Source organism: Acinetobacter higginsii (genome assembly GCF_000369525.1).
Taxonomy (GTDB): Bacteria; Pseudomonadota; Gammaproteobacteria; order Pseudomonadales; family Moraxellaceae; genus Acinetobacter; species Acinetobacter higginsii.
The window spans coordinates 917,144-941,585 of sequence record NZ_KB850072.1 but is presented as its reverse complement, the minus strand read 5'-3'; the positions used below and the strand labels follow the sequence as shown (position 1 = coordinate 941,585).

Genomic DNA, 24,442 nt, shown 5'->3' with positions numbered 1-24,442 from the left:
ATCGAAATTGTTGTTATCTAATACATCATTAAATATCAACTTTATTTACTGCCTGCAACCCAGCGCAGACCAAAACCAAAGGCTTGGTCCAACTCCCGATGTCCAGGTACATAGCGCACATGACGTTGTACTTGAATACTACCGCCTTGATTCACCAATTCAACAATTCCACACATCCCCAAAGGCTGCCCTTCAGTTAAACGGATTTCAATCGGTGGTTGATCTGGAACATAAATGGTGACCACAGCATCTGTTTCAGCCCAGTTCGGGACACCTTCATAAATAAAGGCAAACAACACTACACGGCGAATCTGCGACCAGTGCTGTCCATTAATTCTGAGCCACTCACCCTCTGTTAATGCACCAGTACGGTCATCCGCAGAAAGTTGGATAAAGGGGAAGCCGTTAAAATCACCAAATCGATTACCTAAAGCCTGAATCACCGATTTGCTACCATCTTGCATCTCGAATAGGCAACCCAAATCCAGATCAATACCTTGATTTTGGTTGAGCAGCTTTTTAAAGAAACCAGCTGACTGAGCTTGTTGAGTCCGTTGGTTCCAATTCAGATTAATTTTAATCTCACCAAAACCGTGAGCCTGTTTCTGTAAATTAATCTGGCTATTGCGTTTATCTAAGGTAATTTTGCTTAAATTAATCTTAGGCTGAGGTGCTGGCGTAGGTACAGGTTGAGGCACTGGCTCAGGCGTTGCAGCTTGATCACTAATTTCTACGCCAAAATGCTCAGCTAGCGGTTGTAAACCACCATTGAACCCCTGATTGACAAAGCGGAATTTCCACTGATCTTTATGACGATAAACTTCGGCCAAAATCAGTGCTTTTTCAGTCTTTTCTGCACTTTTTACCGTTGCTGTTGCCGTGAGCTGTCCGTTTTCCCATAATTCAATCTGAATATCTTGAATCGCATTGATTGCACCTTGCCCATCAATCGTTGCACACATCGCAAGCTTGCTGATATCCGCATCGAATAATTGAGTGTTCAGATTGAATTGTGCGATATACGGTGCTTTTGTGGTTGCCTCGACCAATTCCACACTACGGTTCGGTGTCTGCTTTTGCCCATAAAAAATCATGTCCGCATCACCACGAACTTTCGCCTGAGCATTCAAGACATAGGCGGTGACATCTAAACCGATATGCGCCGCTAATGTAGTTTTAATTTTCACTTGGCACTGTGACTGGCTCAATGCCAAATTGGCTCCTGTAATCAGTTGTTGCATCGATTATTCCTATATTTTTTGATTTTATACTTTTAGCCCAAACACTTTTGCCCGTTCTAAAATCCGTTCCGCCCAACGACGATGGGTTGCGGGTTCAAGCATACTGCCATGACAGGCAAATACAGCTTTGCTGCCATCCTGTAAAATACCCTGCGCTTGTTTTAACTCAATTTCATTGACCTGATAAGCCTGATGCACAATCGAGATCTGTGCAGGATGAATCACGGTTTTACCCGATAAACCATGCTGTAAATCCAGATATAATTCATCCTGCAACAATTTCACCTGACTAAAATGCTCACAGACAGGTGCGCTCAGTGCAAAACCATAAGGTAAAAACTGACCTGCTAGATTTGCAATGAGTGTGCCGATAGGCGTTTGGTATAAGGTCATATCACTTGGGCGGCGCAAAGCTAAACAATTGAGTAAATCATTGCCCCCAATCCGAAGCACCAACACTTTATGAAATTCAGGCAAGGCCTCTCTCAGTTCTTTCATTTGCCCCATATCAAAACTATCAGCTGTTTCAAGCGTAGGCATATAATGAAGTTCTGGAGGAAGAACGCTAAGCCATTGCTTAAAGCTGGCTAAACCAAATTTCGGCAATACCATGCCATCTAAAGCGGTGATTTCTTGCCATTCTGCCAATTCAGCAGCCATCGCAATATGACGAGGGCGAATAAACACTTTCGGATGTTGTTCAAGGCGCTGTTGCTGTTGGATTTGCTGCAATAACTGTTTGAGATTTTGTTTGGCAAATGCGATCTCCTGTTCAGTGATTGCATCTTCCAGACAAATCACCAGAGAACGCAACTCTGGATATTTTTCACCCTTCACCACAGCCCATAAGTCTGGACGCGTGGCAGGCATATATAATGTTGCCCCTAAAGATAATGCAGATAACATAAAATTATCCTTTCCCCAATTTTTGAATCAATGTAATCGCTCTATACGGCGCAATTTGATCACCGACTACTTGTACAGGTGTCTCTGTGACTTGCGTTAAATAACGTAATAAACGGGTATCAGCATCATCAGCATCGCGAAGCAAGACCAGATCAGGTACTCGTCTTAAAATCGCTCGGGTTGCTTCAGCAATACTCGGTTTTATCCGATTAATATTTTGAATGTCGTATTCTTGAGCCAGTTTCTGTACCACCTGCTGGCTTTGATCTTGTTGTGCTTGTTGTTGAGTTTCCGCCCAGACTGCATTGGGTTGTGGATTAAGGTGGGTGCGAATCTGGTTGATGCGCTGAATAAACTGCTGCGAAATATCAAATTCTTTTAAATGGCTATATTCGATACAGCGATGCCATTGATCGATATTCTCGGCATTGATTTCCTCGGCACTCAAGGTTTCACCTTCACAAATACTGCGGGAAATAAGACCCGAAATAGTCGAACCCAAAATACCAGATGGAATCAGCCAATCATCACCACTGGCCGCCAACCATGCGCACCCTGCAATATCCGACAAGACCACCAACGGTAAAGGTCGCCCTGCAAAACGAGCATCATCGCCTAAACTACGTTGTAATTCTTGGCGAATCGCGCCTTTCCCCGTCCAACCATCCACAAATACAAGCGATTGGTGTCCATGTTTAGCAATAATGGTTTCCAAGGCAGCAAAATCGATGCCACGGTCTCGAATAATACTGATGCCATAATGTACACAGTCACAGCCTAAATCCTGTATCGCATGATAAAGCAGTACACCTAAGGGTACACCCGCACGTACAAAGCTCACCAATACAATTGGCTCCTTGAATTGTGCAACCAAGCTTTGTGCCAACTGCTGAACTTCTTGGGCCAAACGCTGTTGCCCTTGCTGCATGGCCTGTTCAAATAACTGTAAATGGCGTTCGGTCGGTGCACTCTCCAAACTGATCATTTGCGAATAATGCTTTTCGCCCGATTGAATCAGGCGTTCTTTTTCGATGGTATCGGTTGGTTCAATATGCGTCCGTTTAAGTAAAAAAGTCACTTGTTCTGATTGATAACTACCACTAAACCCTTGTTTTAAAATTAACTCATTTGCTTTATCTTTATTGATAATCGCCATAATATCCTTCTTGTTTATATTGCTGCGTCAAATTATGTTTTACCCAACGATTCAATTGACTGTGGTTCGGCATGCCCCACCAATGACATAGATTCAAAAACTCTACATCGGATAAACTATCGCCAAAACCGAGAATCGGACGTTGTTGAGACGCAAACTGTTGCAATAAAAAACGGGCTGCATTGGCTTTGCTTACAGGTTCGGGAATCAAAGCCAAATTATTGCCATTTAAATGAAAATAGAACCCGTCTAATACATCTGGACTTAAGCTATTTAATAGTTCTGGTAAGAAATTCGGTGCATAAGGATTATCATTTTCGGTATTTTGCTTGGCCACCACGTATAAACCTAAACCTTGCTCTTCGACCACCCAAGTACGGATAGAACCAAAATGGGTTGCCTGTTGCTGTACCACCTCAATCAAAGCCTGTTGCCGTGCTTGATAAGGGGCCAATGCATGTTGCATCTGTGCATGCCAATCCAGATTTACACTGAAATCTGCATTCAGTACCGTACCGCCATGAGAACAGACTGCTCCATACTGAAAAGGTAAATGGACCCGAGACAATGCCTCTGCACTTCGTGCTGTGACGGGAATCAAATGTGTACTATGCAACAACCACTGCACAAAGTGCTGCTGAATCGGGTTCATATACGCCAATGCTTGTCCCTGTTTGTCCGTGGTGACCATTTTAAAGTCAGCTTGGGGAACAATACGGCGATGAGTCTGGAATAAAGTATCATCCAGATCAACCAACATGAGCGGCGTTGCAATATTTGGCGCGTCAAATAAGAAATTAGTCATTCGCACTACACAGATTAAAGGTTTGATGTGGGAATTCTACTGCGCTGATAACTTCAGCATTTGGAATCGCGTCTAATAGGCTATCGGAGACTGACTCAGCACAGGTTTCCACTGTAATAAAGATTCGGTCATACTCTAATGGATTGATATTGTAGACAAAGTTCTGAATACCCAATCCATAGTTATCTGAAAAAGCCAAAGCAGATTGAATTGCATGGCCTACTGCGATCGGTGAGCGGGTGATCGCACTAAATTTCACCTCTGCACCCTGTCGCTGCAAATCTTCAGCCAATAAGAATGAAGACCAGACATATTCACCACTTCCTAATACTAAAATCCGTTGCTGAGGTTCGACCTGCAAACGAATATAGGCAGACGTATCCTGAATCGGTAAACGCCCCCAAGTCGGTTCAGACAAGGTCGCGTACTCACCAAATGCCACGGTATCGACTTTGGGCATATTAATCTGTGGTGGATTTTCGGCATCCTGCCACTGCCATTTACCTGTCATCAATGCTACGGATTGACAATCTAATCCAGCAATATGAATACCTGATGACCAATCCGCCAAAGTAGCCGTCACAATATGGGAAATTTGATCAAAGCCAGCAGCTTGTAGTGCAGACACTAAATTGATAAAGGTTTTCCCTGTAGAAGCTTCATCATCAACCAATACGATACTTTTGCTGGCTAAAATTTTCTTTTGGATATCAGCATCAGGAGATCCATACAGCAATTGATCTTGGGCATGGCTATGTTCTTCTAAAAAGCGAGCCAATAACGGTGCGCCTTCAACAGGATGACGAGTTGTGGTGACATACAGTGCATCTGGATAGCGTTCTTGCAGGACTTGATGTACACCTGCGCCTAAACCTACCGCGGTTTCTGCCATTCCAATCACCAAGATTGGCTCAGGTAAATCACTCGGAATCAGTTGGGCTAAATCAGTAAACGCATGGCGCATGACTTGAGGGCTAACGGGAATATGTCTCCCCAAGACTTTTGAGACAAATAAAAAGGCTCTTTTCGGATTTATTCGTTCAGCAAAACCGAGTAAATCCTGCCATTTCCAATGGCTATTTTCATCGGGCTTTAAATCCAATTTGCCACGTTGTAATTCAATCTCAATCATATAATTCTTAAATCTAAGTTAAAATAATATACATAATGGTCTTTATATTACACAAATACTCTGACTTATGCTGCGTACAGTGACCGAACTTTTCATCTTTTCAGGTTGATAATTGAGCTGTAGTGCTTGGGCAATCGCCAAATGCACCAAATTCACACCGCTCATGAAGGTATGTGCAATGCCACCTGATGGTCGAGAGTTCACCTCCAAAATATACAACTGCTGTTGATCATTATATCGAGCTTGCATATTCACTAACCCATCACAACCAAATAATGCAGCCACCTGATTGGCCAACTCGATCGCAGGATCTTCGAATGTCAAACTCTGGCAGCCATTCTTTTGCTTATAACGTGCGATCGCACCATGCACCTGACCATGTACGCACAGCATATCCACTGAACACTCCAATCCAGCAAGAAATGGCATGACCAAATACACAGGGGGCTGTTCTAACTGGCGATAACTCTCAATAAAACTTCCAGGATGCGCTTTGAATCTCATGCTATTGGCAAACACATCAAAAGCATCTGCATTAGGGTCCAAATGCCAAAATCCTGAAGCAAAAACCCCTTTGGCAGGCTTGACGCACACATCGCCTTTTTGCAGCCAGTCATGATATGCATCTTCTAATTGCTCGGCATTTTCAACTATGGTTGCCGGTGCAACTGCCAAGCCGTGTGTTACGCAGATTTGAGTGAACAGAGCTTTGTCATTCAGTTGCTCAATCTGCTCAACCGTATCACAACCCGCCATGAGACGGATGCCCAATTGTTCGAAGCGCTGTTTTTGCGCCAGATAAAGTTCAGCATGATGCCCAGCAATGATCAATTTGACGTTTAAGCATCGTGCCTGTTGTAAAACCCACTCGACTCGCTCTGACAAAGGCGGTTCTTGTAAAGCGATATCAGCGACAGATGTAATTTCAGGACGATCATCTGCATGTGATGCCACCACATGAATTCTGGTATCAAAAGGCGCGTTTTTTGCTGCCAAAATTAAATCACGTTGACAAGAATGTGCTTGGGTAAACCAAATCCCAATCGAATTTTCTGCAATGCCAATCTGAGCAAGATCATTCACTATTTGTGTCATACACATTCCACCATTTGCACCACCACTAAGCGGCCTCCATCCTGACGTGAAAGTAAAATTTGTTTTCCATCTAGCAATTCAATTTTTTCGCCAATTGGAATCGTTGTTTTGGTTGCCACATCCATGAGATCAGGCAGATTTTCATTGACCAACCACCACTGATTTTGGTGAAAAACAAAATAGCCAACACGTTTGGTTTGCTCTGCTGTTAGACGCTCATTCGGTGCAATCAAATTATTGGCATGCCACGGGTAAAGTGACTGCCCTGTCCAGACCATTAAACGGTGATTATCAGGTCTAAAACTGCCTTCTCGGCGTGCCGAATAGAGGTTCAGTACAGGTAACTTGCCTTTAAAGGCTGTACCACAAAATGGACATACTGGTTTTGTTGTATTATCAAATACATACCATTTTTGACTGCAATCGCTATTTAAACAAGGCTGAATCAAATCCACCGTTTTAACCAAAGCGGTTTCCCAATCATTGGCTGAAGGTCGCTGCTGCGGTTGCTGTAAACCTGTCACAAAACTTTGTAAAAACAGTTCTTTTAAATAAGGGCCTGTCACAGTGAATGGAATTTTTTCAGGATCGGCCCACGGTAAAGCACTTGGACGGACTTGACTAACTTTTACCCGATTGCTTGGGTCGGTTGGATGTTCAATAAATAAGGCATTGTCACCCATTGCCAGATTTTCATCGCGCTGCGGATCATTCACATCATGGACTTTTCCACCACGCAATGGATGCCGATACAGTAAATACATGTAGATCAAGACCGCCAAGGCATGCCGATCGGTCATGATATTTGGGAGATTTCGCTGTGGATCATCTTTTTTTAAATGATTGGTTTTCACCACTTCAGGTGCAATAAAATCAGGCGTTCCAACCACATCAGGTGGATATTTGCCTGGCACGACCAAACCATCAACATCAATTACACAGGCACGGCCAGTTACAGGATCAATCAAAATATTCTTATAGGATAAATCTGAATGTGCCAAACCTGCTGCATGCATACGGCGCACAGCACGGGCAATTAAAATACAAATACGCAGATAATTCGACCAATTGCCTTTTTCTTTTTCATCTAAAAAGCGATTTTGGTTATTGGCACTGGCAAACCATTTCCCTTCTTTTTCCTTACCTTTAATGCCTAAAAAATCATTATTTTTAGACCCATGTTCGAAGAAAAACTGTTTTTGGTAAGTGGGAGCTGTAATCCCCAACAAACCATTATATTCAATCAAACCATCGGGCCAGCAAAAGACATTTTTCCAGTAATCCCCGCCGGCACTGTTGAAAATACCTTGCCATTTATTGCCAACAATTTCCTTTAAGCGGTCCTTCTGTCTTTCCAGCTCAGCATGTGACTGATAGAAATGGTTTTTTTCTTTGCTAAAAAAACACACCACATAAGATTTATCAGGAGAAAAATAGACATCTTTCATTGCTCCTGAGCCAATCACTTCATCAACGAATGCAACTGGCCGACCATCTAAAGTTTGACACTGGATAATCTTAGTCATGGGCAAGCCCCTCCACACTCACAGGCTTATTCCATAAAATCGCCAAAGTACGATCATCATGATGCCCTGCACTAAAGAACTTTGACCATTCCAATAAAGCCTGATCTGGGTGTGGCTGCTGTAACTGTGGTTCAATTTCTTGCCATAAGGCCTGCCATTTTTCGTGGTTCGCAAGTCCAGCATCTGTTTCAAAGCGCGGATCGGAAATACCATCTGTCATTAAAATCACAGCTTCACAATCATCGTAATAGCCAATATTGACGCGACTAGCAAACTGCTGTGCAAAACTGCGATCTAAGAAACGGGTTTGCCCAGCAAACTCACCACCATCTGGTTTTCCCATTAAACGTACTTTATCTTTGGCATATACAGCAATCGCACCATCGCCCATCCAAAAGGTACTAATAAAGGTTTTTTGCTCACACTGTTTAACCACAGCTACCAATAAAGTCGTGGCATAGGCCTTGGCTGCAACCTGCTTTAACTCGGCTTCCTTCTCAATGGCTTCAATGGCCACTTGGGCAGTTTTATAGAAGGTATCGTGAAAATCTTTATAGATTTGCTGTGCAACAGACTTGGTCATTTCATCATCACTGCCAACTTGCCATTGCTGCAATAAGCGATCCAGATGCGGATGATGCTGTTCGAGGTAATCCGTCAGCGTTTTGGCTGCACTTTGCACCGCAAGTAAAGAACCTTGTCGAGAATAACTGGCACTACCAGCGCCGTCCGCAACAATCAATACTGACCAATCGGTCTCTGCAACGCGAGCAATCAGAAAGTCATCATCACGGAATGTACCTGCGTGTTCATGTGAGCGCCCGCGCTGGCTACAAGCAGCAAGGTTAAAATACTCAGTCTGGATCAATTGATGGTCACTATGTGCTTTCTGATAAGGCGCATGGATATCAGGCTCATTGACCTGCCATAAGCTACGCGGGTCAGCAGTAATAATAAAGGTCACCTCACCCGAAGACCATGCTTGTGTGGCTTCGTTGTTTTTATACTGAAATGCCAGTTTAAATTCACCTGCTTGTAGCGGTATGCCCTGTAATTGTTGCGCTTCATCATCAAATACGATGCCTAAGTCGTCTGGAATTTTGATCGATTCTGAGCAAATCAGCACGTCCTCTTTGACTGGATATTGCATTTGGATACGGGCTTGATAGTCTTGCCCAACACGCGCATTGGGTATCTGAAAATGAGGCATTTTTTTCACCATTTTCACCTCATGATTTGGTTTTCCTGAGGCATTATTCTGATTGTGGTCTGTATTCTTTGCGTCGATATCTGTGATCGACTTAACTGACAGCAGCGAGGTTGTCTGGTGTGGCGTAGCGACAAAGCAATCATTGATGAAAGAAGGATCAGCTTCTGCTTCAATAGACGGGGACAAATAAAGTTCATCTAGAAAATCAAGCTGATCAACTGACTCCAATACATCCGTCTCATCAATTGGATTCTGCATCATTTGGATATGATCGAATAGCGGTTGGATTGATTCAGCGCTATTGATATTTTCAGCTTTAGAGATGTAAACCGGCAAGCGCCCCTGGTCCAGGATGCGCTGTAATAAAGAATGCTGAAACGCTGCTGACTGTTCTAATTGAAAGCCCATCAGCTCATAAATCTGTTCAGCCAAATCATGATAGGCATTATAAATTTTTTTACTGCTCAGCAATTGATTAAGAGAATCATCATCCAGTAACAGAGGATTCTGTTGAGTTTGATCTTGTAACAGCTGCTTTAATGTATTTAAAAAAGCGGTCTGAACGTCAGAAGTCAAAGTTTGCGACATGGCTTTTCCTAAATCCAATTGTTAACCACGCCCTCGTTGCACATCGAAGCCGTCCATTCCACCATAACCAAAACTGACTTGGCGACGACACCATGGGCAAGTCACGTCCTCGCTAAAACCGTCATAACACATCAATTGGCCACAACCACACATGGCAAAAGCCGTTTCAGCCAAACAATGTGGACATTCTGGAGTACCTTGTAATAGCGTGGTATTGACCTGCTGCTGATGTTGGGTTTGATCAGACCAAGTAAAATAATCCTCATCAATTCTGCAGCATTCGGTCAATTGAAAATGATATAAATTCAGGTTGATATTTAAATCTTGAGGCGCTTGATACTGAATTTCACGTTCAAATTTCATTAAATAGGGGCGATTCAGCTTGCCACAACGCCCCACAAAAGTGACACAGTTTTCATCCACCAAAGTTTTCTTGGCAGGCAAATCCTTGACCAGACGCATATAGCGCTCATCAATTGGCGGTAAATGATCTTGCTGCTGCCCGTCCCCAATACTTTTACTTTGTGCAACCACAGACGCACTAATCCATTGGAAAAACTTTTTAAAGTCTTGTTCATTCAACTCATCAAAAGCAATACAGTGTTCTGTTAATTGCTTGAGCGTTGCATAATCGACGTTTTTACCCATTCCTAAGGCAATCAACGTACAGCGTCGCGCATATTTCTTTTGCCAGCGATATATCGCATCTTTACATTCATCGGTCGGACGACCATCTGTAAACAAATATACGATTGGCTTCCAATCCCCTTTAATTTCTTCCGTTGTTTTAATCAAATGACGATCAAATTCATTCATCAAATGTTCTAAGGCTTTGCCTAAATGTGTCCCACCACCCAAAGGTAATTTCGCAGGATAATAAGCAAATACTTCCACTAACGGAACTAAGGTTCGAACAATCCCTGCAAAGGCAATAACAGAAACATACACGGTTTCCAAGGCATATGGATCTTGACGTAATTGTTGCATAATCAACTGGATGCCTTGTTGCATCTGTTGAATATTTTGCCCCGCCATCGACTCAGAACAATCCAATACGAAAAAAACAGGTAAACGGCGCATCTTCTGATTATCCTTAATGTATTCTTTATTTTATTTACAACACCAATTGCACTTCCGGCGGCGGTGGCGGCAATGAAACAGAACCTGAAATGCCCGCACTACTACTTCCCACCACGACACTGGCAGACACCCACTTAAAGAATCCTGCAAAAGAGGCCGCATCCATAGTATCCAATACCACAACTTTATCGGTCAGTTGCAGGAGATGTTCCTGTTTGGCTTTTGGCCCAGCGGCACAGGCAACAATACTGGCAAAGTTTAACTGTTTTATGACAGGAATCGCTTGCTGGTAAGCATAGACATCTGAAGGTGAGCCGTCAGTCATCACAAATAATAGCGGACGCCAATCCCCTTTGACCTCATCGGTACTTTTTTGTAATTGCTGAGTGACTTGCTCAGCAAGCAACTCAAGTGCAGCCCCCATAAAAGTTGCGCCTGCACTTGGAACATCGATATCGGCAAGCTGCACTTGATCCAAGGGCGTTAAAGGCAAATAAACCTTCGCTTCCAGATCAAAGGTAATAATACTTAAATGCACACTCTCCAATGCATAAGGATCTTGCCGCAATGCACTCAACATGGACTGCAAGCCGACGTTCACCGAATGAATTGGCTCACCTCGCATCGATCCTGAGGTATCTAATAAAATATAAACGGGTAAACGGCGCATGTTGTTCTAAACCTTTCTTTAGCCGAAAATCAAATTTTTAAGCGTATTGTTTTAACCATTCCACAAATGAATCAGATTGGGAAGCCTGTCCGACTGCATTAAATTTCCATCCTGCTGATTCACGGACAAGTTCAGCAAACAGTAATGAGCGCTGTTGATCATATTGTCCAGTACCCGACAAATCGAAACGGACCATTTCCTTGCCTGTAGTATCCACTGCACGGATAAATGCATTTTTGACTTGACCAAAATGTTGGTTATTTTCTGCGGCTTTATAGATTTGCACCACAAAAACCACTTTTTGGTATTGTTGATTCAGGTCATTGAGCTTCACGATAATTTGTTCATCATCGCCATCCCCCGCACCTGTACGGTTATCACCGGTTAACCAGATATGTCCAGAAGAATGCTTTTGATTATTAAAAAAGATAACATCACTATTTTCTAAGGTGACATTCCCCTGCGCATCTCGCCCCAGATTATTAACCTTGCCATTACTCCCCACCAGAAAGGCAATCACATCCAGATCATATTCAGCGCTATTGCCACCAAATAATCCGCCAAGAAAGCCTTTTTTCTGTTCCTGAATATCCCAACCTAAACCAATCGTTACTTGAGACAAATTATTTTCAGTTTTACTTAAACTTATGCCTTGACCTTTATTTAAACTTACAGCCATGGTTTTACCCTCTTATTTAATCTTTATTTTGCTTTTATAGTACGATGTTGACTTCAGGCGGTGGAGGTGGCAAATCGCCCAAGCCTGTGACTTCTTTTTGCCCTGCATCCACTTTCTGGCTGCCAGTTGAAATACTGGCAGAAACCCATTTAAAGAATGCTTTAATCGTATTTGAATCTGCCGTTGCCAATTCAACAACAACTTCTGTGATTTGTTTTAAAATTGAAGTATCAGCACCATGTCCCGCTGCGCAGGCCACGATCACCCCTGTTTTGACTTGTTGTAAACGTTGCAAACCTTTACGCCAATCATCTGTTGGCACACCATCAGTCATAATGAAAATCAATGGTTTCCAGTCACCTTTGACATCTGCTGTGGTTTTTGCCACTTCTTGTTCAATTTTATCGGCTAATAGCGCTAAAGCATCGCCCAAGGCTGTGGTTCCTGTGACCTGCAAATCTGGCGCTTGGAAAACAGCCAATTCAGTTAAAGGCACTAACTGTTTGGCTTGGCTGTCGAAACTGATTAAAGATAAATAGGCCGTTTCCAGCGCATAAGGATCTTGACGTAAAGTCGAAAGTAAAATTTGTACCCCATTTTTTACGGCTTCTATAGGCTCACCATGCATAGAACCTGAGGTATCAAGTAATAAATAAACTGGTAAACGACGCATTATTTTTTACCCTTATTTCGTTATGATTTAAATTTTAAGCCTAGATTACACTTTTAGCTTACCTAAATCATTACAAAGTAAAAAATAAATACTCTTCTGTCTACCTATTCCAGCTAAGGATTGAGCTTAATATTGACCAATTCGGCTTCAAAAGTATCGACCAAACTCTTAATTGTCGGCTCTTGGTGTAATAACTCGACTGCACGATGATATGCTCTTTCTTTACGCTCATTCTGCATCATTAAAGGCGTATTGGAATCCACTGCAGCATATTGCACACTGAACAGCGTTTGTGGCCATTGTGCTTTTAATGCATCCTCCAAGCCATGCTGCAATTGCGATAACATCCCTTCATATTCTTGAGGAATCTGAAAAACACAAGCAGCATTGATCTGTCCTTGCATCACACCATGCTGAGCTAACTCTTGAACCGCAGGTGAAAGCTGGCTAGTTCTAAACCAATACTCCCACTTCTCTAAATTCCACTCGCCTTCTAAAACCTGCTCACGCAGTTTTAAAATATCTTGAGGCATCAGATCAGTTTGTCCGTGATCTTGCTGTTGTATTACAGGTGCAGCTGGTTTATCTGCGACAACACTCGGTTCCGAAACAACCGCTTCAAGCACTGACTCTGCGATGAGATCAAGCGCCTGTTCAGCTTGAGGCTGCTCCAGCTGTACTTGAGGGTTTTGCTCAACAGGAAAAACCAGTACATCATCCGCCTCAACGATATTCGACTGAATCGTATGTTGTTGTACTGATACATCCAATCCAATTAACTGACCGTCCTCGACATCAAACACCATGAGATGAGGATCTTGATTGCGCTGTTCAGGTTCAGGTTCAGGTTCAGGTTCAGGTTCAGGTTCAGGTTCAGGTTCAGGTTCAACGCTAACCGTTTCTTGCTGAACTGCAAACTGATTTTCTATCCTTAAATCCGGTACTGGCTGATGCACTTCAGGTGCTGTAATTTGCGTAACAGGCATTGCCGTAACCGTGACTTCATTCAACGTTAACGGTCTAAATGCCAGTAAACGCAACACCGTCATTTCAAATCCTTGCTCTTGTGTCACCGCAAGTTGCAACTCAGCTCGACCTTTACAGGCAATTTGATAATACAACTGCAAATCTTGAGCAGAAATGAGTTTCGACAGCTGCAGAATTTTCTGGTTAATTTCTTCACTATATTTCAGTGCAAGATCAGGCAAGTATTGCAACAATGCCAGTTCATGCAAGGTAGAAACCAATTGATCCAAAACCAAAGACACGTCTAAAGCTTGCTGTCTAAATTGTAGAAGTAGCTGACTTACTCGTGCTTGCTGATTTTGATGAATTGCCAAGATCAAATCATAAATAATAGTTCGGTCAATCAAACCGAGCATATCTTTAACATCTTGATGATGGACTGCACCTTGACCATAGGCGATTGCTTGGTCTGTCAGAGACAATGCATCACGTAATGAACCTTGTGCAGATTCTGCAATTTGCCAAATCGCATCTTGATCGGCTTCGATATGCTCTTTATTTAAAATTGCTGTCAAATGTTCCGTGATTTCATCGACGGCCAAAGGACGTAAGGTAAATTGCAAACAGCGCGAGATGACGGTAATCGGCAGTTTTTGTGGATCTGTCGTTGCAAAGAGGAACTTCACATGCTCAGGTGGTTCTTCCAGTGTCTTGAGCAAGGCATTGAATGAATGCGTTGAAAGCATATGCACTTCATCGATCAGATAAACTTTGAAGCGACCCTGCGTTGGCGCATAAGGCACATTGTCGAGTAACTCGCGAGTATCCTCAACCTTGGTCCGAGATGCCGCATCGATTTCAATTAAATCAATAAAACGACCTTCATTTACGGCCTTACATGTTGCACAAACTTCACACGGTGTTGAAGTCACGCCTGTCTCGCAGTTCAAACACTTGGCTAAAATACGGGCAATCGTGGTTTTACCAACACCGCGCGTTCCAGTAAATAAGTAGGCATGATGCAAACGCCCACGTTCTAATGCGCTGGTTAAAGCACGAGAAACATGGTTTTGCCCCACTAACTCATTGAAATTACGTGGACGGTATTTTCTTGCCAGTACTTGATACATGAATGCTCCTTTTTGCGTCTTAAGCATACTGTTTTTTTGAAAGTCTGTGAATGAATCCGCTTCTAATTGATCAAGATTAAATACATTGCTGCACTTTTGATGACTATTTCCGAGCTTTTCATCACATTCAGACAAGACTTGCACCAATATTCAACTCAAGGGAGAATACGCACTAATTTATGTGTTGTTGGTTTTATTTCCCATGTCTCAATCTTTAACGGTACTCGGCGGCATTAGCGCAGAACAATTTCTTAATGAATATTGGCAGAAAAAGCCGTTGTTGGTCCGCAATGCAATGCCTGAAATTATCGGCTTATTAGAACCAGCAGATGTTCAAGAATTGGCATTGGAAGAGGATGTCACTGCCCGTTTGATCCGTCAAAAGAATAAAAATCCAAATGAGTGGCATGTGAAGTCCTCCCCTTTAACCAAAGGTGATTTCCAAAAGCTACCCAATCTTTGGACACTCTTGGTTCAAGCAGTTGACCATTATTCATTTGATATTTCAGAACTTTGGAAGAAATTTCCATTTATCCCTCAATGGCGCCGCGACGACATCATGGTGTCTTATGCACCTAAAGGTGGCTCTGTTGGTAAGCACTTCGATTTTTATGATGTATTCTTAGTACAAGGCCATGGTCATCGCCGTTGGCAATTAGGGCAAATGTGCGATGAATCAACTGAGTTTTTGCCAGATCAACCGCTGAAACTTCTAGCAGACTTAGACATTCATTTTGATGAAGTTCTTGCCCCAGGCGACCTTCTTTATGTCCCACCAGGTCTCGCGCATTATGGTGTGGCTGAAGATGATTGCTTAACCTACTCTTTTGGCTTCCGTATGCCAAACCTCTCAGAAATGATTGATCAAGTGAGTGATAAATTTGCAGAGAATACCTTACTCAAAAATCCATTGATCGATATTGCGCGCCAGCAAACAGCGCATCTAGGGGAAATTAACAGTACTGAGTTTTCATATTTAAAGACTCAATTACTTGATTATCTCACTCAAGCACCTGAATTTGATGCAGCGATCATGGCCTATATGAGCGAAGCAAGCTATCCAAATAACATTCCAGAACCTGAAGAGGTTGATGCCAATGATGTTGCCGAGATTATTGGCGCTGATTATCAAATTATTCTAGAACCGGCTTCTCGTTTACTTTACAGAAAACAAGATGAGTCTCTTGAGTTTTGGGCAAATGGCGATACCGTTTGCGTATCAGAACCGTTCATTCCTTATCTAAAGCAAATTGCAGATGGTGAAAGCCTCTTGCTAGATGAGCGATTTAATCAAACCGAGATTCTAGAAGATATCACAACGTTGCTGAATACCGCCGTCGTGATGTTATTACCACCAAACGAAAACTAAAGCATTCTTTTTTATGCGGATAGAGATTAATTTTGGTCTCTATTCACATTTATTATCTCAACATTTTGATCAAAAATAAAACCCTACTTTTTTTAATGATTACATTATAATGCTTGAATAATAATTTTTTTTTAATAGACTAAAACCAAGTCATTATAAAAATATTTTATAGAAATCACTTTGATACAACAGCAAGGAGTACGGACTTGTGTTTAAAAAAATATTATGTTTTTCCTTTCTCGCATCCTCATTCATTCTACAAACCAGCCATGCCTGCACCCGAGCAGTCTATTTAGGCAACAATGACCATATCATCACCGCCCGCTCCATGGACTGGAAGGTTGATGTAGGCACTAATCTTTGGATTTTACCGAGTGGCATACTTCGGGACAGCAATGCAGGGCCAAAATCTTTAAAATGGAAAGCCAAATATGGCAGTGTAATTGCAACAGGTTATGATATTTCCACGACTGACGGCATGAATGAAGCTGGATTGGTTGCCAATGTATTATGGTTGGTTGAATCTCAATATCCAGACACCAAACAATCTAAAAAACCGCAACTCAGCATTTCGGCTTGGGCACAATATGTACTTGATAACTATGCAAGCGTTGCAGAAGCTGTCAGTGCTTTAGAAAAAGAACCCTTCGATCTGATTACTGACAGCGTGCCAGGTGAACAACGCCTCGCGACATTGCATTTATCTATTTCAGACAAAACCGGAGATAGTGCCATTATCGAATATATTGGGGGCAAGCAAGTTATTCACCACAATAAAAAATATCAGGTCATGACCAACTCGCCAATATTTGATCAACAACTGGCACTCAACACTTACTGGCAACAAATTGGCGGTACAGTCATGTTACCGGGGACCAATCGTGCTGCTGACCGCTTTGCACGTGCCTCTTTTTACATCAATGCGATTCCAAAAAATGACAATCCTAAAGATGCCTTGGCTTCTGTTTTTAGTGTGATTCGCAATGCATCCGTTCCTTATGGCCTCAATACAGCGGAAGAACCGAATATTTCATCGACACGTTGGAGAACCGTTGCAGACCATAAACAGCAACTTTATTTCTTTGAATCTGCTGTCTCTCCCAATGTATTTTGGGTCGATTTAAAGAAAATTAACTTTAAAGATAGTTTAACGCGTAAACTTGATCTTGGCAAAGATCAACAGAATACTTTTGCTGGTGATGCAACCAATCAATTTAAAATATCAAAACCATTTGAATTTCTTGGTCCACAACTACATCATTATCACTGAAATATTGAGTACATCCTAGAGAGTTAAAAAGATGAAAAAAACTTTAAGTTTACTGAGCCTTTGTATTGTGATGAGTGGCTGCGCGACCTTACCTGACTCTTCTGCAAACTCAACAGACAATCTCGCAACCGCAGGCTCTTTGAACTGCAAAGCCAACGAACTTTGCCCGAATGTTTTTGTTGAATGGGATAAACAACACAAAGAGCAATTAAGAGTCGAGACCGTACTCAACAGTAGCTATGATTATTATGATATCAAAAGCCTTACTTTCTTAATTGATGATAAGACTTTTACTTATCAGCCCGTTGGTCCAACGCAGCAAAAAGACATCAATCGACTTATTCCAAGATGCTCATCGAATAGCTTCATTCTGCCGAGTACATTCCTGTATGAGCTGAAAAAAGCAAAAAATGTCGAACTTTCGATCGAAACAGATAAAGGCAACATCAAACGTTCAGTCTATACCCCAAGCCAACAATCGATGCTTTACCATAATTTTATAAAGCTCATTGCAACACTACCATTGCAACAAAACAAATCTTAAAATAGAAAATTATACGATGAAAGTCAGTTATTTATTTTAACTATAACTAACTGGCTTTTATATTATGTATTTATTCAAAATAGATTCCAGAGTAAGCATTAAAAGTAGAAGCGTTGCTTAAATATACACAAACCTACAAACAAGAATAAATCTCAACATAACCATCATAATTAAATCTAAACACCCCATCAAACCAGTTATCCTTTGAAAACAATTAGATGAATAATCACGGATCAAATAACTTTAAGTTATTCTAATCTTTTATCGTATTTTAAGATTTTATTAATAGTTATTTTCTATAGATATAAACATTATTTTCAAACTCTGTACTTGAAAATACGGACAAAAGAATCATTTAAATGAATAATGTTATTTTTTCCTATGATATTTCCAAAATACCATGTAAAATCCCTGCCAAAATTGCATGATGAAATGCAACATGATGCTCTTGGCGATGGGCGAACTAGAGGCGTTGTATGTCAAAAAAAGAAGATATTATTACCACTGCATTAAGACTTTTTAATTCGCATAGCTATAACTCGATCGGTGTAGATCGAATCATTAGTGAATCGGGCGTTGCAAAAATGACTTTCTACAAATACTTCCCTTCAAAGGAAAAGTTAATTGAAGAATGCTTAGTGCAACGTAACATTAATCTCCAAACTTCTTTAAATGCAACTTTGGCAGAATGTGATCCAGAGGATCATCTTGACCAACTTAAAGCAATCTTTGGATGGTATGCAGCCTGGTTTAACAGCGAAGATTTTAATGGCTGTATGTTTCAGAAAGCGTTAGAAGAAGTGATTAAAATCTATCCTTCTACGTTGCAACCTGCTACCCAATATAAAATTTGGTTAACAGCTTTAATTGAAAACTTATTGAAAAGTTTGGATATTCGTAACCCGACTCATCTTGCAACATTGATTGTCAGCATTTTAGATGGTATGACGATTCAAGCCCATGTCAATAAGCACTCAGTTGAAATGGATGAATACTGGAAACGCGTTGAGCACTTAATCAGTTTTGAAAAAGCTTTGGCATAAATACAAAATATCCCTTTATAAATAAAGGGATATTTTTTATTAAAAGTGTTTGAAAAATCAGGTATCATTGCATAAAAAAATAAAGCGTGATTTATAGTTATTATTGTGGCTCACGCTTGCGTCTGAGTGTAAAAAGAATAATAAATATTATTACCCTCTGGCGGTTGCACTTTCGCACTTCCGATCCTTCTTATGCAGACAGATCGTTCTGTCTTGTTTCTCATTATATATGTTTTTTTGTAAAGCACAATCTTTTTTTTAGTTTTTTATATTCGTTAATTATATTAACCACTTAATTTTATTATTTAGTATTTTTAAAGAATGAAGCAAAGGATATCGAATCTTAATGGCGTCAAACTGGATATAAATCTCTCAAAACCACGATAATGTGAATTTAATCACGAATTTCACCCAAACAACCGATTAATTAACAGTATAACACCTCCTTATTACTTTTACTGATATACATTTTCATTAAAAACCATTGCAATTATTCAGTTTTACTACAATTTTTTCATTGCGTGACTTTATACTAGCCTCGGCTGTAACCTAGAGAGTATATGCATGCAAAAGGATTTCGAGATCGACGCCATGAGAGAGTCAGCTGGTACAATTGTGACTGTACTGAAATCTCTGGCAAATACTGATCGTTTAATTATTTTGTGTCATTTGGCTAAACAAGAACTTAATGTTTCACAAATTGAAGAATTAACCCAAATCTTCCAACCTACGCTTTCACAGCAATTGATGATGTTAAGAAAAAGTAATGTTGTTTCTACCCGTCGAGATGGCAAACAAATTTTTTACTCAATTTTAGATCCAAAGTTGCAAGTGGTTTTGAATACGCTGTATGAGCATTACTGCCCTCAGGCATAATTCTCAAAAAAATTCAATCGTACCCTCTTTAGCATTTTTTCTGCATAATATATATAAATTTATGATTTAGACTATTGCGCATGAAATTGCTAAACCTAAACCTATCTAAACTTTTTCCTGCGCGAAAATGGTTAAGTCATTATCAGCTTTCCAGCCTAAAGTCTGATCTGATTGCAGCCTGCATTGTATTGGCTATGTTGGTACCACAAGGTATGGCTTATGCAATGTTGGCAGGGCTTCCGCCAATTATGGGGATATACGCCAGTATACTACCCATGATTATCTATGCCTTTACAGGAAGTAGTACCACCCTTTCGATTGGTCCTGTCGCCATTATTTCGATGATGGTATTTACAGCGCTCGACCCACTATTTGCTGCTGGATCAACAGCCTATATCGAAGCTGCTTACTTATTAGCGCTACTTGTCGGGATCATTTCTCTGCTTTTAGGTTTATTGCGTTTCGGTTTTCTTATTCAGCTTATTAGTCATCCTGTTATTCAAAGCTTTATCATTGCCTCTGCGTTACTGATTACCTTAGGACAATTTAAGTTTTTACTGGATATTCCGTTGCAAGCAGGCAATATTCCTGAGTTTTTACTGAGCTTATCTCAAAACTTACACCAAGTGACTTTGACTGGCATAAGCTTTGGGCTAATTTCTGTTTTACTCCTGTTTATGCTTCCGAAACTGATTCGATCCAGCTTTCTGAACAAAATATTACCTTTATTACTGGTTTTGCTCTCTATCGCGGTCATCACCTTTATTGGAAACGATGATCAGGCAATCAAAACAGTTGGAGTCATCCCAACAGGCCTGCCCAATTTTCATTTCCCAACATGGAACACTGAGCTGATTCTGCAACTACTCCCAAGCGCATTTATGATTGCAATGATTAGCTTTGTAGAATCGCTGGCCATTGCGCAAGCCACAGCACTACAAAAGCGCGATGACTTAGACAGTAACCAAGAACTGATTGCTTTAGGCTTAGCCAATATTGCTGCGGGATTTAATTCCGGTTTTGCAGTCTCTGGTAGCCTATCTCGTACGGTTGTCAACGCTGATGCGGGAGCGAAAACCCCGATGTCTGGTGTTATTTCATCTTTATTGATGATTGCAGTCAGCCTTTACTTTACAGGCTTCTTTCAAAACCTACCACTCGCTGTATTAGCTGCCACAATTTTTGTTTCTATCTGGAAGTTGATAACACTGACTCCATTTATTGAAACATGGAAATATTCAAAAGCTGACGGACTGGCAATGTGGGTTACCTTTTTTGGTGTAACCTGTATAGATATTTCAACAGGACTGATCATTGGTATTGTACTGACCTTTATTCTACTGCTTTGGCGTATTAGCCGCCCTCATATTGCTGTTATTGGTTTAATTGAAGGAACTCAACACTTTAGAAACATCTCAAATTACAATGTCATTACAACTCCAACTGTGGTTTCTTTCCGTGTTGATGAAAACCTTAACTTTTTAAATGCCCATGTTCTGAAAGGTTATGTGATTACAGAAGTTAGCCAGAATTCGCTGTTGCGACATGTTGTGATCAACTGCTCAAGCATTAGCAATATCGATCTCAGTGCATTAGAAATGTTAGAAGACCTAAATCGAGAATTAGCTCAGTTGACTATCCAATTACATTTATCCGAAGTGAAGAGCCCTGTTATGGAGCGACTATGTAAATCCCAGCTCAAAAATGAGCTTACAGGTCAAATATTTTTATCACATTATCAAGCAATACAAACACTTTCGCCTGAAATGCTTGTAGAATGAACAGCTTTTATTGGGTTTTTTTTATACAAAAGGATGTATCATGTTTTCATAATTATTTTTAAAAAACATTGTGTTAATTTTTTCGGTATTTTTAAAGTGATTGAATTGCAAAAAAAATTTTATTATTCACGGTTCTTAGGTATAGAATACCGCGCTTGTTTAACCTTAAACCGTGCATAGGTTTATAAGGCCTTTATATGTTTAATGTACTGTCTCGCTTGAGCTTAGTTAGCAAAATTATTATCGCTATTTTTTTAGGGATTGGCGTCGCTTTGCTCTTTCCTAACTTTACACCCTACTTAAGTTTATTGGGTGAATTATTCATTAAAGCATTAAAGTCTGTTGCACCGATTTTAGTTTTTGTTTTAGTTCTATCTTCAATTGCAAATTTCCAGATTGGTCAGAATTCAAATATCAAACCTGTGCTGGTTTTGTATGTGGTCGGCATGCTACTTGCTGCATTCAGTGCGGTAACTGCAAGTGTTTTGTTTCCAAGCCAACTTTTTTTACATTTACCGGCAGAAACAGGCCTTCAAGCACCAGGTAGCCTTGCAGAGATTCTAAAGAATTTACTTTTAAGTTTTATTGCAAACCCTGTTCAAGCAATTGGTGAAGCCAACTTTATTGGTATCTTGGCTTGGGCAATTGGTTTAGGCCTAGCTTTACGTCATAGCTCTGACACGACCAAGCAAGTTTTGACTGATGTGGCTGGAGCAGTTAATAAAATCATTCATACCGTGATTGGTTTTGCCCCGATTGGTATTTTTGGTTTAGTTGCAGTGACATTTGCAAGCGAAGGTCTAGCAACACTGACCAGTTATGCCCACCTATTAGCGGTCCTCATCGGCACAATGCTATTTGTTGCACTGGTGATTAATCCAATTTTGGTTGCGATTACCATGAAGGCTAACCCATACCCTTTAGTCTTTACCTGTTTAAAAGAAAGTGGTATTACCGCCTTCTTTACCCGTAGTTCAGCTGCCAATATTCCAGTAAACCTAGATTTGGCTCAGCGTTTAGGTGTCAATGAAGCAACTGCAAGCGTATCAATTCCATTGGGTGCGACTATCAATATGGCAGGTGCAGCAGTCACAATTACGGTGCTTACCCTTGCTACTGTGCATACACTCGATATTCCTGTTGACTTGAGTACCATGATTATTTTATCAGTGGTTGCAACGGTTTCTGCATGTGGCGCTTCAGGCGTTGCAGGTGGATCTTTATTGTTAATCCCTGTTGCTTGTAGTTTGTTTGGTATATCATCTGAAATTGCCATGCAAATCGTTGCGATTGGTATGATTATCAGTGTATTGCAAGATTCAACGGAAACAGCATTGAATTCATCGACAGATGTATTATTTACCGCTGCTGTTGATTTTAGAGACCATCCAAGATCATAGGTTGCTATGCCACTTCAACGTTTACCTAACTGGATTCAACTCGGTGCTTTCTTCCTCGCACTGAATGCAGGTATGGTAAACGTTTTGGGCTTATTTACAGTCCTCCATCAGTCCGTTTCACACATGACAGGCAATGTCAGTATGTTAGCAATGAGTTTGCTTGACTGGCAGCCTGAGCATTTTATCTACCTCAGTCTGGTGATTCTTTGCTTTGTGATTGGCTCTTTTTATAGTGGTTTAATCCTTGGCAATGGTAGTGTTGCATTTGGTCGACGTTATGGCCTACCACTTAGTTTAGTTGCGATCTTTCTGGTTCTCACTTGGCTCTTACTGCCTTATTTCCCGCGCTACGGCCTGTTATGGGCCTGTGTTGCCATGGGTGTACAGAATGCGATGGTAAGCCACTATAAAGGGGCAATTATCCGCACAACGCACTTATCTGGCGTGCTGACCGATATCGGTTTAGCATTAGGCTATAAAGCACGTGGCTTAAAAGTAGAAAAACGCCGTATTTTTCTGCATCTTCTCATCTTTATCGGGTTTTTATGTGGTGGACTTATTGCGAGTCTGCTTTATCCTTATTTAAACTTACAGACCTTTCTCATTCCAGCAGCATTAAGCTTAGCAATGAGTGTTGCCTACTGGATTTTCTATTTTCGTTCTTCATCAAACTCAAATTTGGATTGAATTATGGTTAAAAATGCATTGCAAGCTCAATTGTTAAAAGCGGGCTTGGTTGATAATAAGAAAGCAAAAAAATTAACGAAGCAAGCACAACATGGCCAACGTACTGGACAAAATGATGATGCGGCATTGAAAGCTGAAATCGACCGTGCCAAACAAGAAAAACTAGCCAAAGACCAAGCATTGAATCAAGAAAAGCAAGCTGTACTGGAAGAGAAAGCCCTAAAAGCTTCGATCATCCAGATGATTAAACATCATAAAGTCAAAGAAATTGAAGGTGACGTAACTTATCAATTTATTGATGAGGGCAAGATCAAAAAAGTCTATCTTTCACAGCAAGTGTATAATGCCCTTGTTTCAGGTTCACTTGTGATTGCCAAAGATCAAGACAGTTACGCTTATTTACCTAAAGCGCTTGCGGAAAAAATTGATCAAAAAATGCAAGGTTTTATCTTGATAAATAACAATACCGAGAAAAATGATCAAACTACCGATGAGGAAGATCCATATGCAGCATATGTGATTCCTGATGATCTAATGTGGTAAATCATCCAACAGTTATGTAAAGACGCCTTTACAAATCGTATATAAACTGTGATCAAGTTAATATAAAACACC

Annotated in this window: 22 protein-coding genes; 9 read left to right on the top strand and 13 right to left on the bottom strand. The window is 40.9% G+C overall.

Going from position 1 to position 24,442, the window contains the following annotated elements; all coding sequences use genetic code 11:
• Positions 1-41: 41 nt before the first annotated feature.
• The 13 genes from F902_RS10395 to dnaX all read right to left on the bottom strand — a co-directional run bounded on the left by F902_RS10395 (position 42) and on the right by dnaX (position 14,857).
• The gene (locus tag F902_RS10395) at positions 42-1,241 is read right to left on the bottom strand and encodes a TerD family protein (protein ID WP_005203248.1); all 1,200 of its coding nucleotides are present in this window, start codon (positions 1,239-1,241) and stop codon (positions 42-44) included.
• A 24-nt stretch (positions 1,242-1,265) separates the two neighbouring features.
• Positions 1,266-2,147, bottom strand: coding sequence for an HpcH/HpaI aldolase/citrate lyase family protein (locus F902_RS10390; protein WP_005203246.1), 882 nt, complete (start codon positions 2,145-2,147; stop codon positions 1,266-1,268).
• 4 nt (positions 2,148-2,151) lie between these two features.
• Positions 2,152-3,303 (bottom strand): cysteine protease StiP, encoded by a 1,152-nt coding sequence (gene stiP / locus F902_RS10385; protein WP_005203244.1) that lies wholly within the window; start codon positions 3,301-3,303, stop codon positions 2,152-2,154.
• Positions 3,287-4,108: an HAD family hydrolase gene (locus F902_RS10380; RefSeq protein WP_005203240.1), complete on the bottom strand. Its 822-nt coding sequence runs from the start codon at positions 4,106-4,108 to the stop codon at positions 3,287-3,289. The genes stiP and F902_RS10380 overlap by 17 nt, the downstream gene beginning before the upstream one ends.
• Positions 4,101-5,240, bottom strand: a complete 1,140-nt coding sequence (locus F902_RS10375) for a phosphoribosyltransferase domain-containing protein (RefSeq protein WP_005203238.1) — start codon at positions 5,238-5,240, stop codon at positions 4,101-4,103. The genes F902_RS10380 and F902_RS10375 overlap by 8 nt, the downstream gene beginning before the upstream one ends.
• 42 nt (positions 5,241-5,282) lie before the next feature.
• The gene (locus tag F902_RS10370; protein ID WP_005203237.1) at positions 5,283-6,335 is read right to left on the bottom strand and encodes an ATP-grasp domain-containing protein; all 1,053 of its coding nucleotides are present in this window, start codon (positions 6,333-6,335) and stop codon (positions 5,283-5,285) included.
• Complete coding sequence (locus F902_RS10365; protein WP_005203236.1) at positions 6,332-7,861, bottom strand: helix-hairpin-helix domain-containing protein; 1,530 nt, start codon at positions 7,859-7,861, stop codon at positions 6,332-6,334. Before F902_RS10365 ends, F902_RS10370 begins: the two co-directional genes overlap by 4 nt.
• Entirely contained in the window at positions 7,854-9,659 is a 1,806-nt protein-coding gene (locus tag F902_RS10360; protein ID WP_005203235.1) for a PP2C family serine/threonine-protein phosphatase, read from the bottom strand. Before F902_RS10360 ends, F902_RS10365 begins: the two co-directional genes overlap by 8 nt.
• Before the next feature lie 21 nt (positions 9,660-9,680).
• On the bottom strand, positions 9,681-10,739 hold the full coding sequence (locus F902_RS10355) for a TerY-C metal binding domain-containing protein (RefSeq protein ID WP_005203234.1): 1,059 nt from the start codon (positions 10,737-10,739) through the stop codon (positions 9,681-9,683).
• A gap of 34 nt (positions 10,740-10,773) precedes the next feature.
• Complete coding sequence (locus tag F902_RS10350) at positions 10,774-11,409, bottom strand: vWA domain-containing protein (protein WP_005203233.1); 636 nt, start codon at positions 11,407-11,409, stop codon at positions 10,774-10,776.
• A 37-nt stretch (positions 11,410-11,446) separates the two neighbouring features.
• On the bottom strand, positions 11,447-12,088 hold the full coding sequence (locus tag F902_RS10345; protein ID WP_005203232.1) for a TerD family protein: 642 nt from the start codon (positions 12,086-12,088) through the stop codon (positions 11,447-11,449).
• Between the two features lie 34 nt (positions 12,089-12,122).
• Positions 12,123-12,761, bottom strand: coding sequence for a vWA domain-containing protein (locus F902_RS10340; protein WP_005203231.1), 639 nt, complete (start codon positions 12,759-12,761; stop codon positions 12,123-12,125).
• Between the two features lie 113 nt (positions 12,762-12,874).
• Positions 12,875-14,857: a DNA polymerase III subunit gamma/tau gene (gene dnaX, locus F902_RS10335; RefSeq protein ID WP_026057550.1), complete on the bottom strand. Its 1,983-nt coding sequence runs from the start codon at positions 14,855-14,857 to the stop codon at positions 12,875-12,877.
• A gap of 202 nt (positions 14,858-15,059) precedes the next feature.
• On the opposite strand from dnaX, the gene F902_RS10330 reads away from it, so the two are divergent.
• The 9 genes from F902_RS10330 to F902_RS10290 all read left to right on the top strand — a co-directional run bounded on the left by F902_RS10330 (position 15,060) and on the right by F902_RS10290 (position 24,370).
• Complete coding sequence (locus F902_RS10330; protein ID WP_005203228.1) at positions 15,060-16,226, top strand: cupin domain-containing protein; 1,167 nt, start codon at positions 15,060-15,062, stop codon at positions 16,224-16,226.
• A 208-nt stretch (positions 16,227-16,434) separates the two neighbouring features.
• A complete protein-coding gene (locus F902_RS10325; protein ID WP_005203225.1) occupies positions 16,435-17,496 on the top strand; it encodes a linear amide C-N hydrolase in 1,062 nt (353 codons plus the stop codon).
• Between the two features lie 31 nt (positions 17,497-17,527).
• Positions 17,528-18,040, top strand: coding sequence for a hypothetical protein (locus tag F902_RS10320; RefSeq protein WP_005203223.1), 513 nt, complete (start codon positions 17,528-17,530; stop codon positions 18,038-18,040).
• Positions 18,041-18,516: 476 nt separating this feature from the next.
• The gene (locus tag F902_RS10315) at positions 18,517-19,083 is read left to right on the top strand and encodes a TetR/AcrR family transcriptional regulator (protein WP_004807643.1); all 567 of its coding nucleotides are present in this window, start codon (positions 18,517-18,519) and stop codon (positions 19,081-19,083) included.
• Positions 19,084-19,647: 564 nt separating this feature from the next.
• On the top strand, positions 19,648-19,959 hold the full coding sequence (locus F902_RS10310) for an ArsR/SmtB family transcription factor (protein WP_004807645.1): 312 nt from the start codon (positions 19,648-19,650) through the stop codon (positions 19,957-19,959).
• Between the two features lie 80 nt (positions 19,960-20,039).
• Complete coding sequence (locus F902_RS10305; RefSeq protein WP_005203220.1) at positions 20,040-21,740, top strand: SulP family inorganic anion transporter; 1,701 nt, start codon at positions 20,040-20,042, stop codon at positions 21,738-21,740.
• A gap of 197 nt (positions 21,741-21,937) precedes the next feature.
• Positions 21,938-23,140 carry a serine/threonine transporter SstT gene (gene sstT, locus F902_RS10300; protein WP_005203217.1) on the top strand — a complete coding sequence of 401 codons (1,203 nt, stop codon included), beginning with the start codon at positions 21,938-21,940 and terminating at the stop codon, positions 23,138-23,140.
• 6 nt (positions 23,141-23,146) lie between these two features.
• Positions 23,147-23,827, top strand: a complete 681-nt coding sequence (locus F902_RS10295; protein ID WP_005203216.1) for a YoaK family protein — start codon at positions 23,147-23,149, stop codon at positions 23,825-23,827.
• 3 nt (positions 23,828-23,830) lie between these two features.
• Entirely contained in the window at positions 23,831-24,370 is a 540-nt protein-coding gene (locus F902_RS10290; protein WP_005203213.1) for a DUF2058 domain-containing protein, read from the top strand.
• Positions 24,371-24,442: the final 72 nt, after the last annotated feature.

Coding starts and splice junctions, on each gene's coding strand:
- F902_RS10395 (WP_005203248.1), bottom strand. CDS start 1,241: ATGCAACAACTGATTACAGGAGCCAATTTGGCATTGAGCCAGTCACAG.
- F902_RS10390 (WP_005203246.1), bottom strand. CDS start 2,147: ATGTTATCTGCATTATCTTTAGGGGCAACATTATATATGCCTGCCACG.
- stiP (WP_005203244.1), bottom strand. CDS start 3,303: ATGGCGATTATCAATAAAGATAAAGCAAATGAGTTAATTTTAAAACAA.
- F902_RS10380 (WP_005203240.1), bottom strand. CDS start 4,108: ATGACTAATTTCTTATTTGACGCGCCAAATATTGCAACGCCGCTCATG.
- F902_RS10375 (WP_005203238.1), bottom strand. CDS start 5,240: ATGATTGAGATTGAATTACAACGTGGCAAATTGGATTTAAAGCCCGAT.
- F902_RS10370 (WP_005203237.1), bottom strand. CDS start 6,335: ATGACACAAATAGTGAATGATCTTGCTCAGATTGGCATTGCAGAAAAT.
- F902_RS10365 (WP_005203236.1), bottom strand. CDS start 7,861: ATGACTAAGATTATCCAGTGTCAAACTTTAGATGGTCGGCCAGTTGCA.
- F902_RS10360 (WP_005203235.1), bottom strand. CDS start 9,659: ATGTCGCAAACTTTGACTTCTGACGTTCAGACCGCTTTTTTAAATACA.
- F902_RS10355 (WP_005203234.1), bottom strand. CDS start 10,739: ATGCGCCGTTTACCTGTTTTTTTCGTATTGGATTGTTCTGAGTCGATG.
- F902_RS10350 (WP_005203233.1), bottom strand. CDS start 11,409: ATGCGCCGTTTACCCGTTTATATTTTATTAGATACCTCAGGATCGATG.
- F902_RS10345 (WP_005203232.1), bottom strand. CDS start 12,088: ATGGCTGTAAGTTTAAATAAAGGTCAAGGCATAAGTTTAAGTAAAACT.
- F902_RS10340 (WP_005203231.1), bottom strand. CDS start 12,761: ATGCGTCGTTTACCAGTTTATTTATTACTTGATACCTCAGGTTCTATG.
- dnaX (WP_026057550.1), bottom strand. CDS start 14,857: ATGTATCAAGTACTGGCAAGAAAATACCGTCCACGTAATTTCAATGAG.
- F902_RS10330 (WP_005203228.1), top strand. CDS start 15,060: ATGTCTCAATCTTTAACGGTACTCGGCGGCATTAGCGCAGAACAATTT.
- F902_RS10320 (WP_005203223.1), top strand. CDS start 17,528: ATGAAAAAAACTTTAAGTTTACTGAGCCTTTGTATTGTGATGAGTGGC.
- F902_RS10315 (WP_004807643.1), top strand. CDS start 18,517: ATGTCAAAAAAAGAAGATATTATTACCACTGCATTAAGACTTTTTAAT.
- F902_RS10310 (WP_004807645.1), top strand. CDS start 19,648: ATGCAAAAGGATTTCGAGATCGACGCCATGAGAGAGTCAGCTGGTACA.
- F902_RS10305 (WP_005203220.1), top strand. CDS start 20,040: ATGAAATTGCTAAACCTAAACCTATCTAAACTTTTTCCTGCGCGAAAA.
- sstT (WP_005203217.1), top strand. CDS start 21,938: ATGTTTAATGTACTGTCTCGCTTGAGCTTAGTTAGCAAAATTATTATC.
- F902_RS10295 (WP_005203216.1), top strand. CDS start 23,147: ATGCCACTTCAACGTTTACCTAACTGGATTCAACTCGGTGCTTTCTTC.
- F902_RS10290 (WP_005203213.1), top strand. CDS start 23,831: ATGGTTAAAAATGCATTGCAAGCTCAATTGTTAAAAGCGGGCTTGGTT.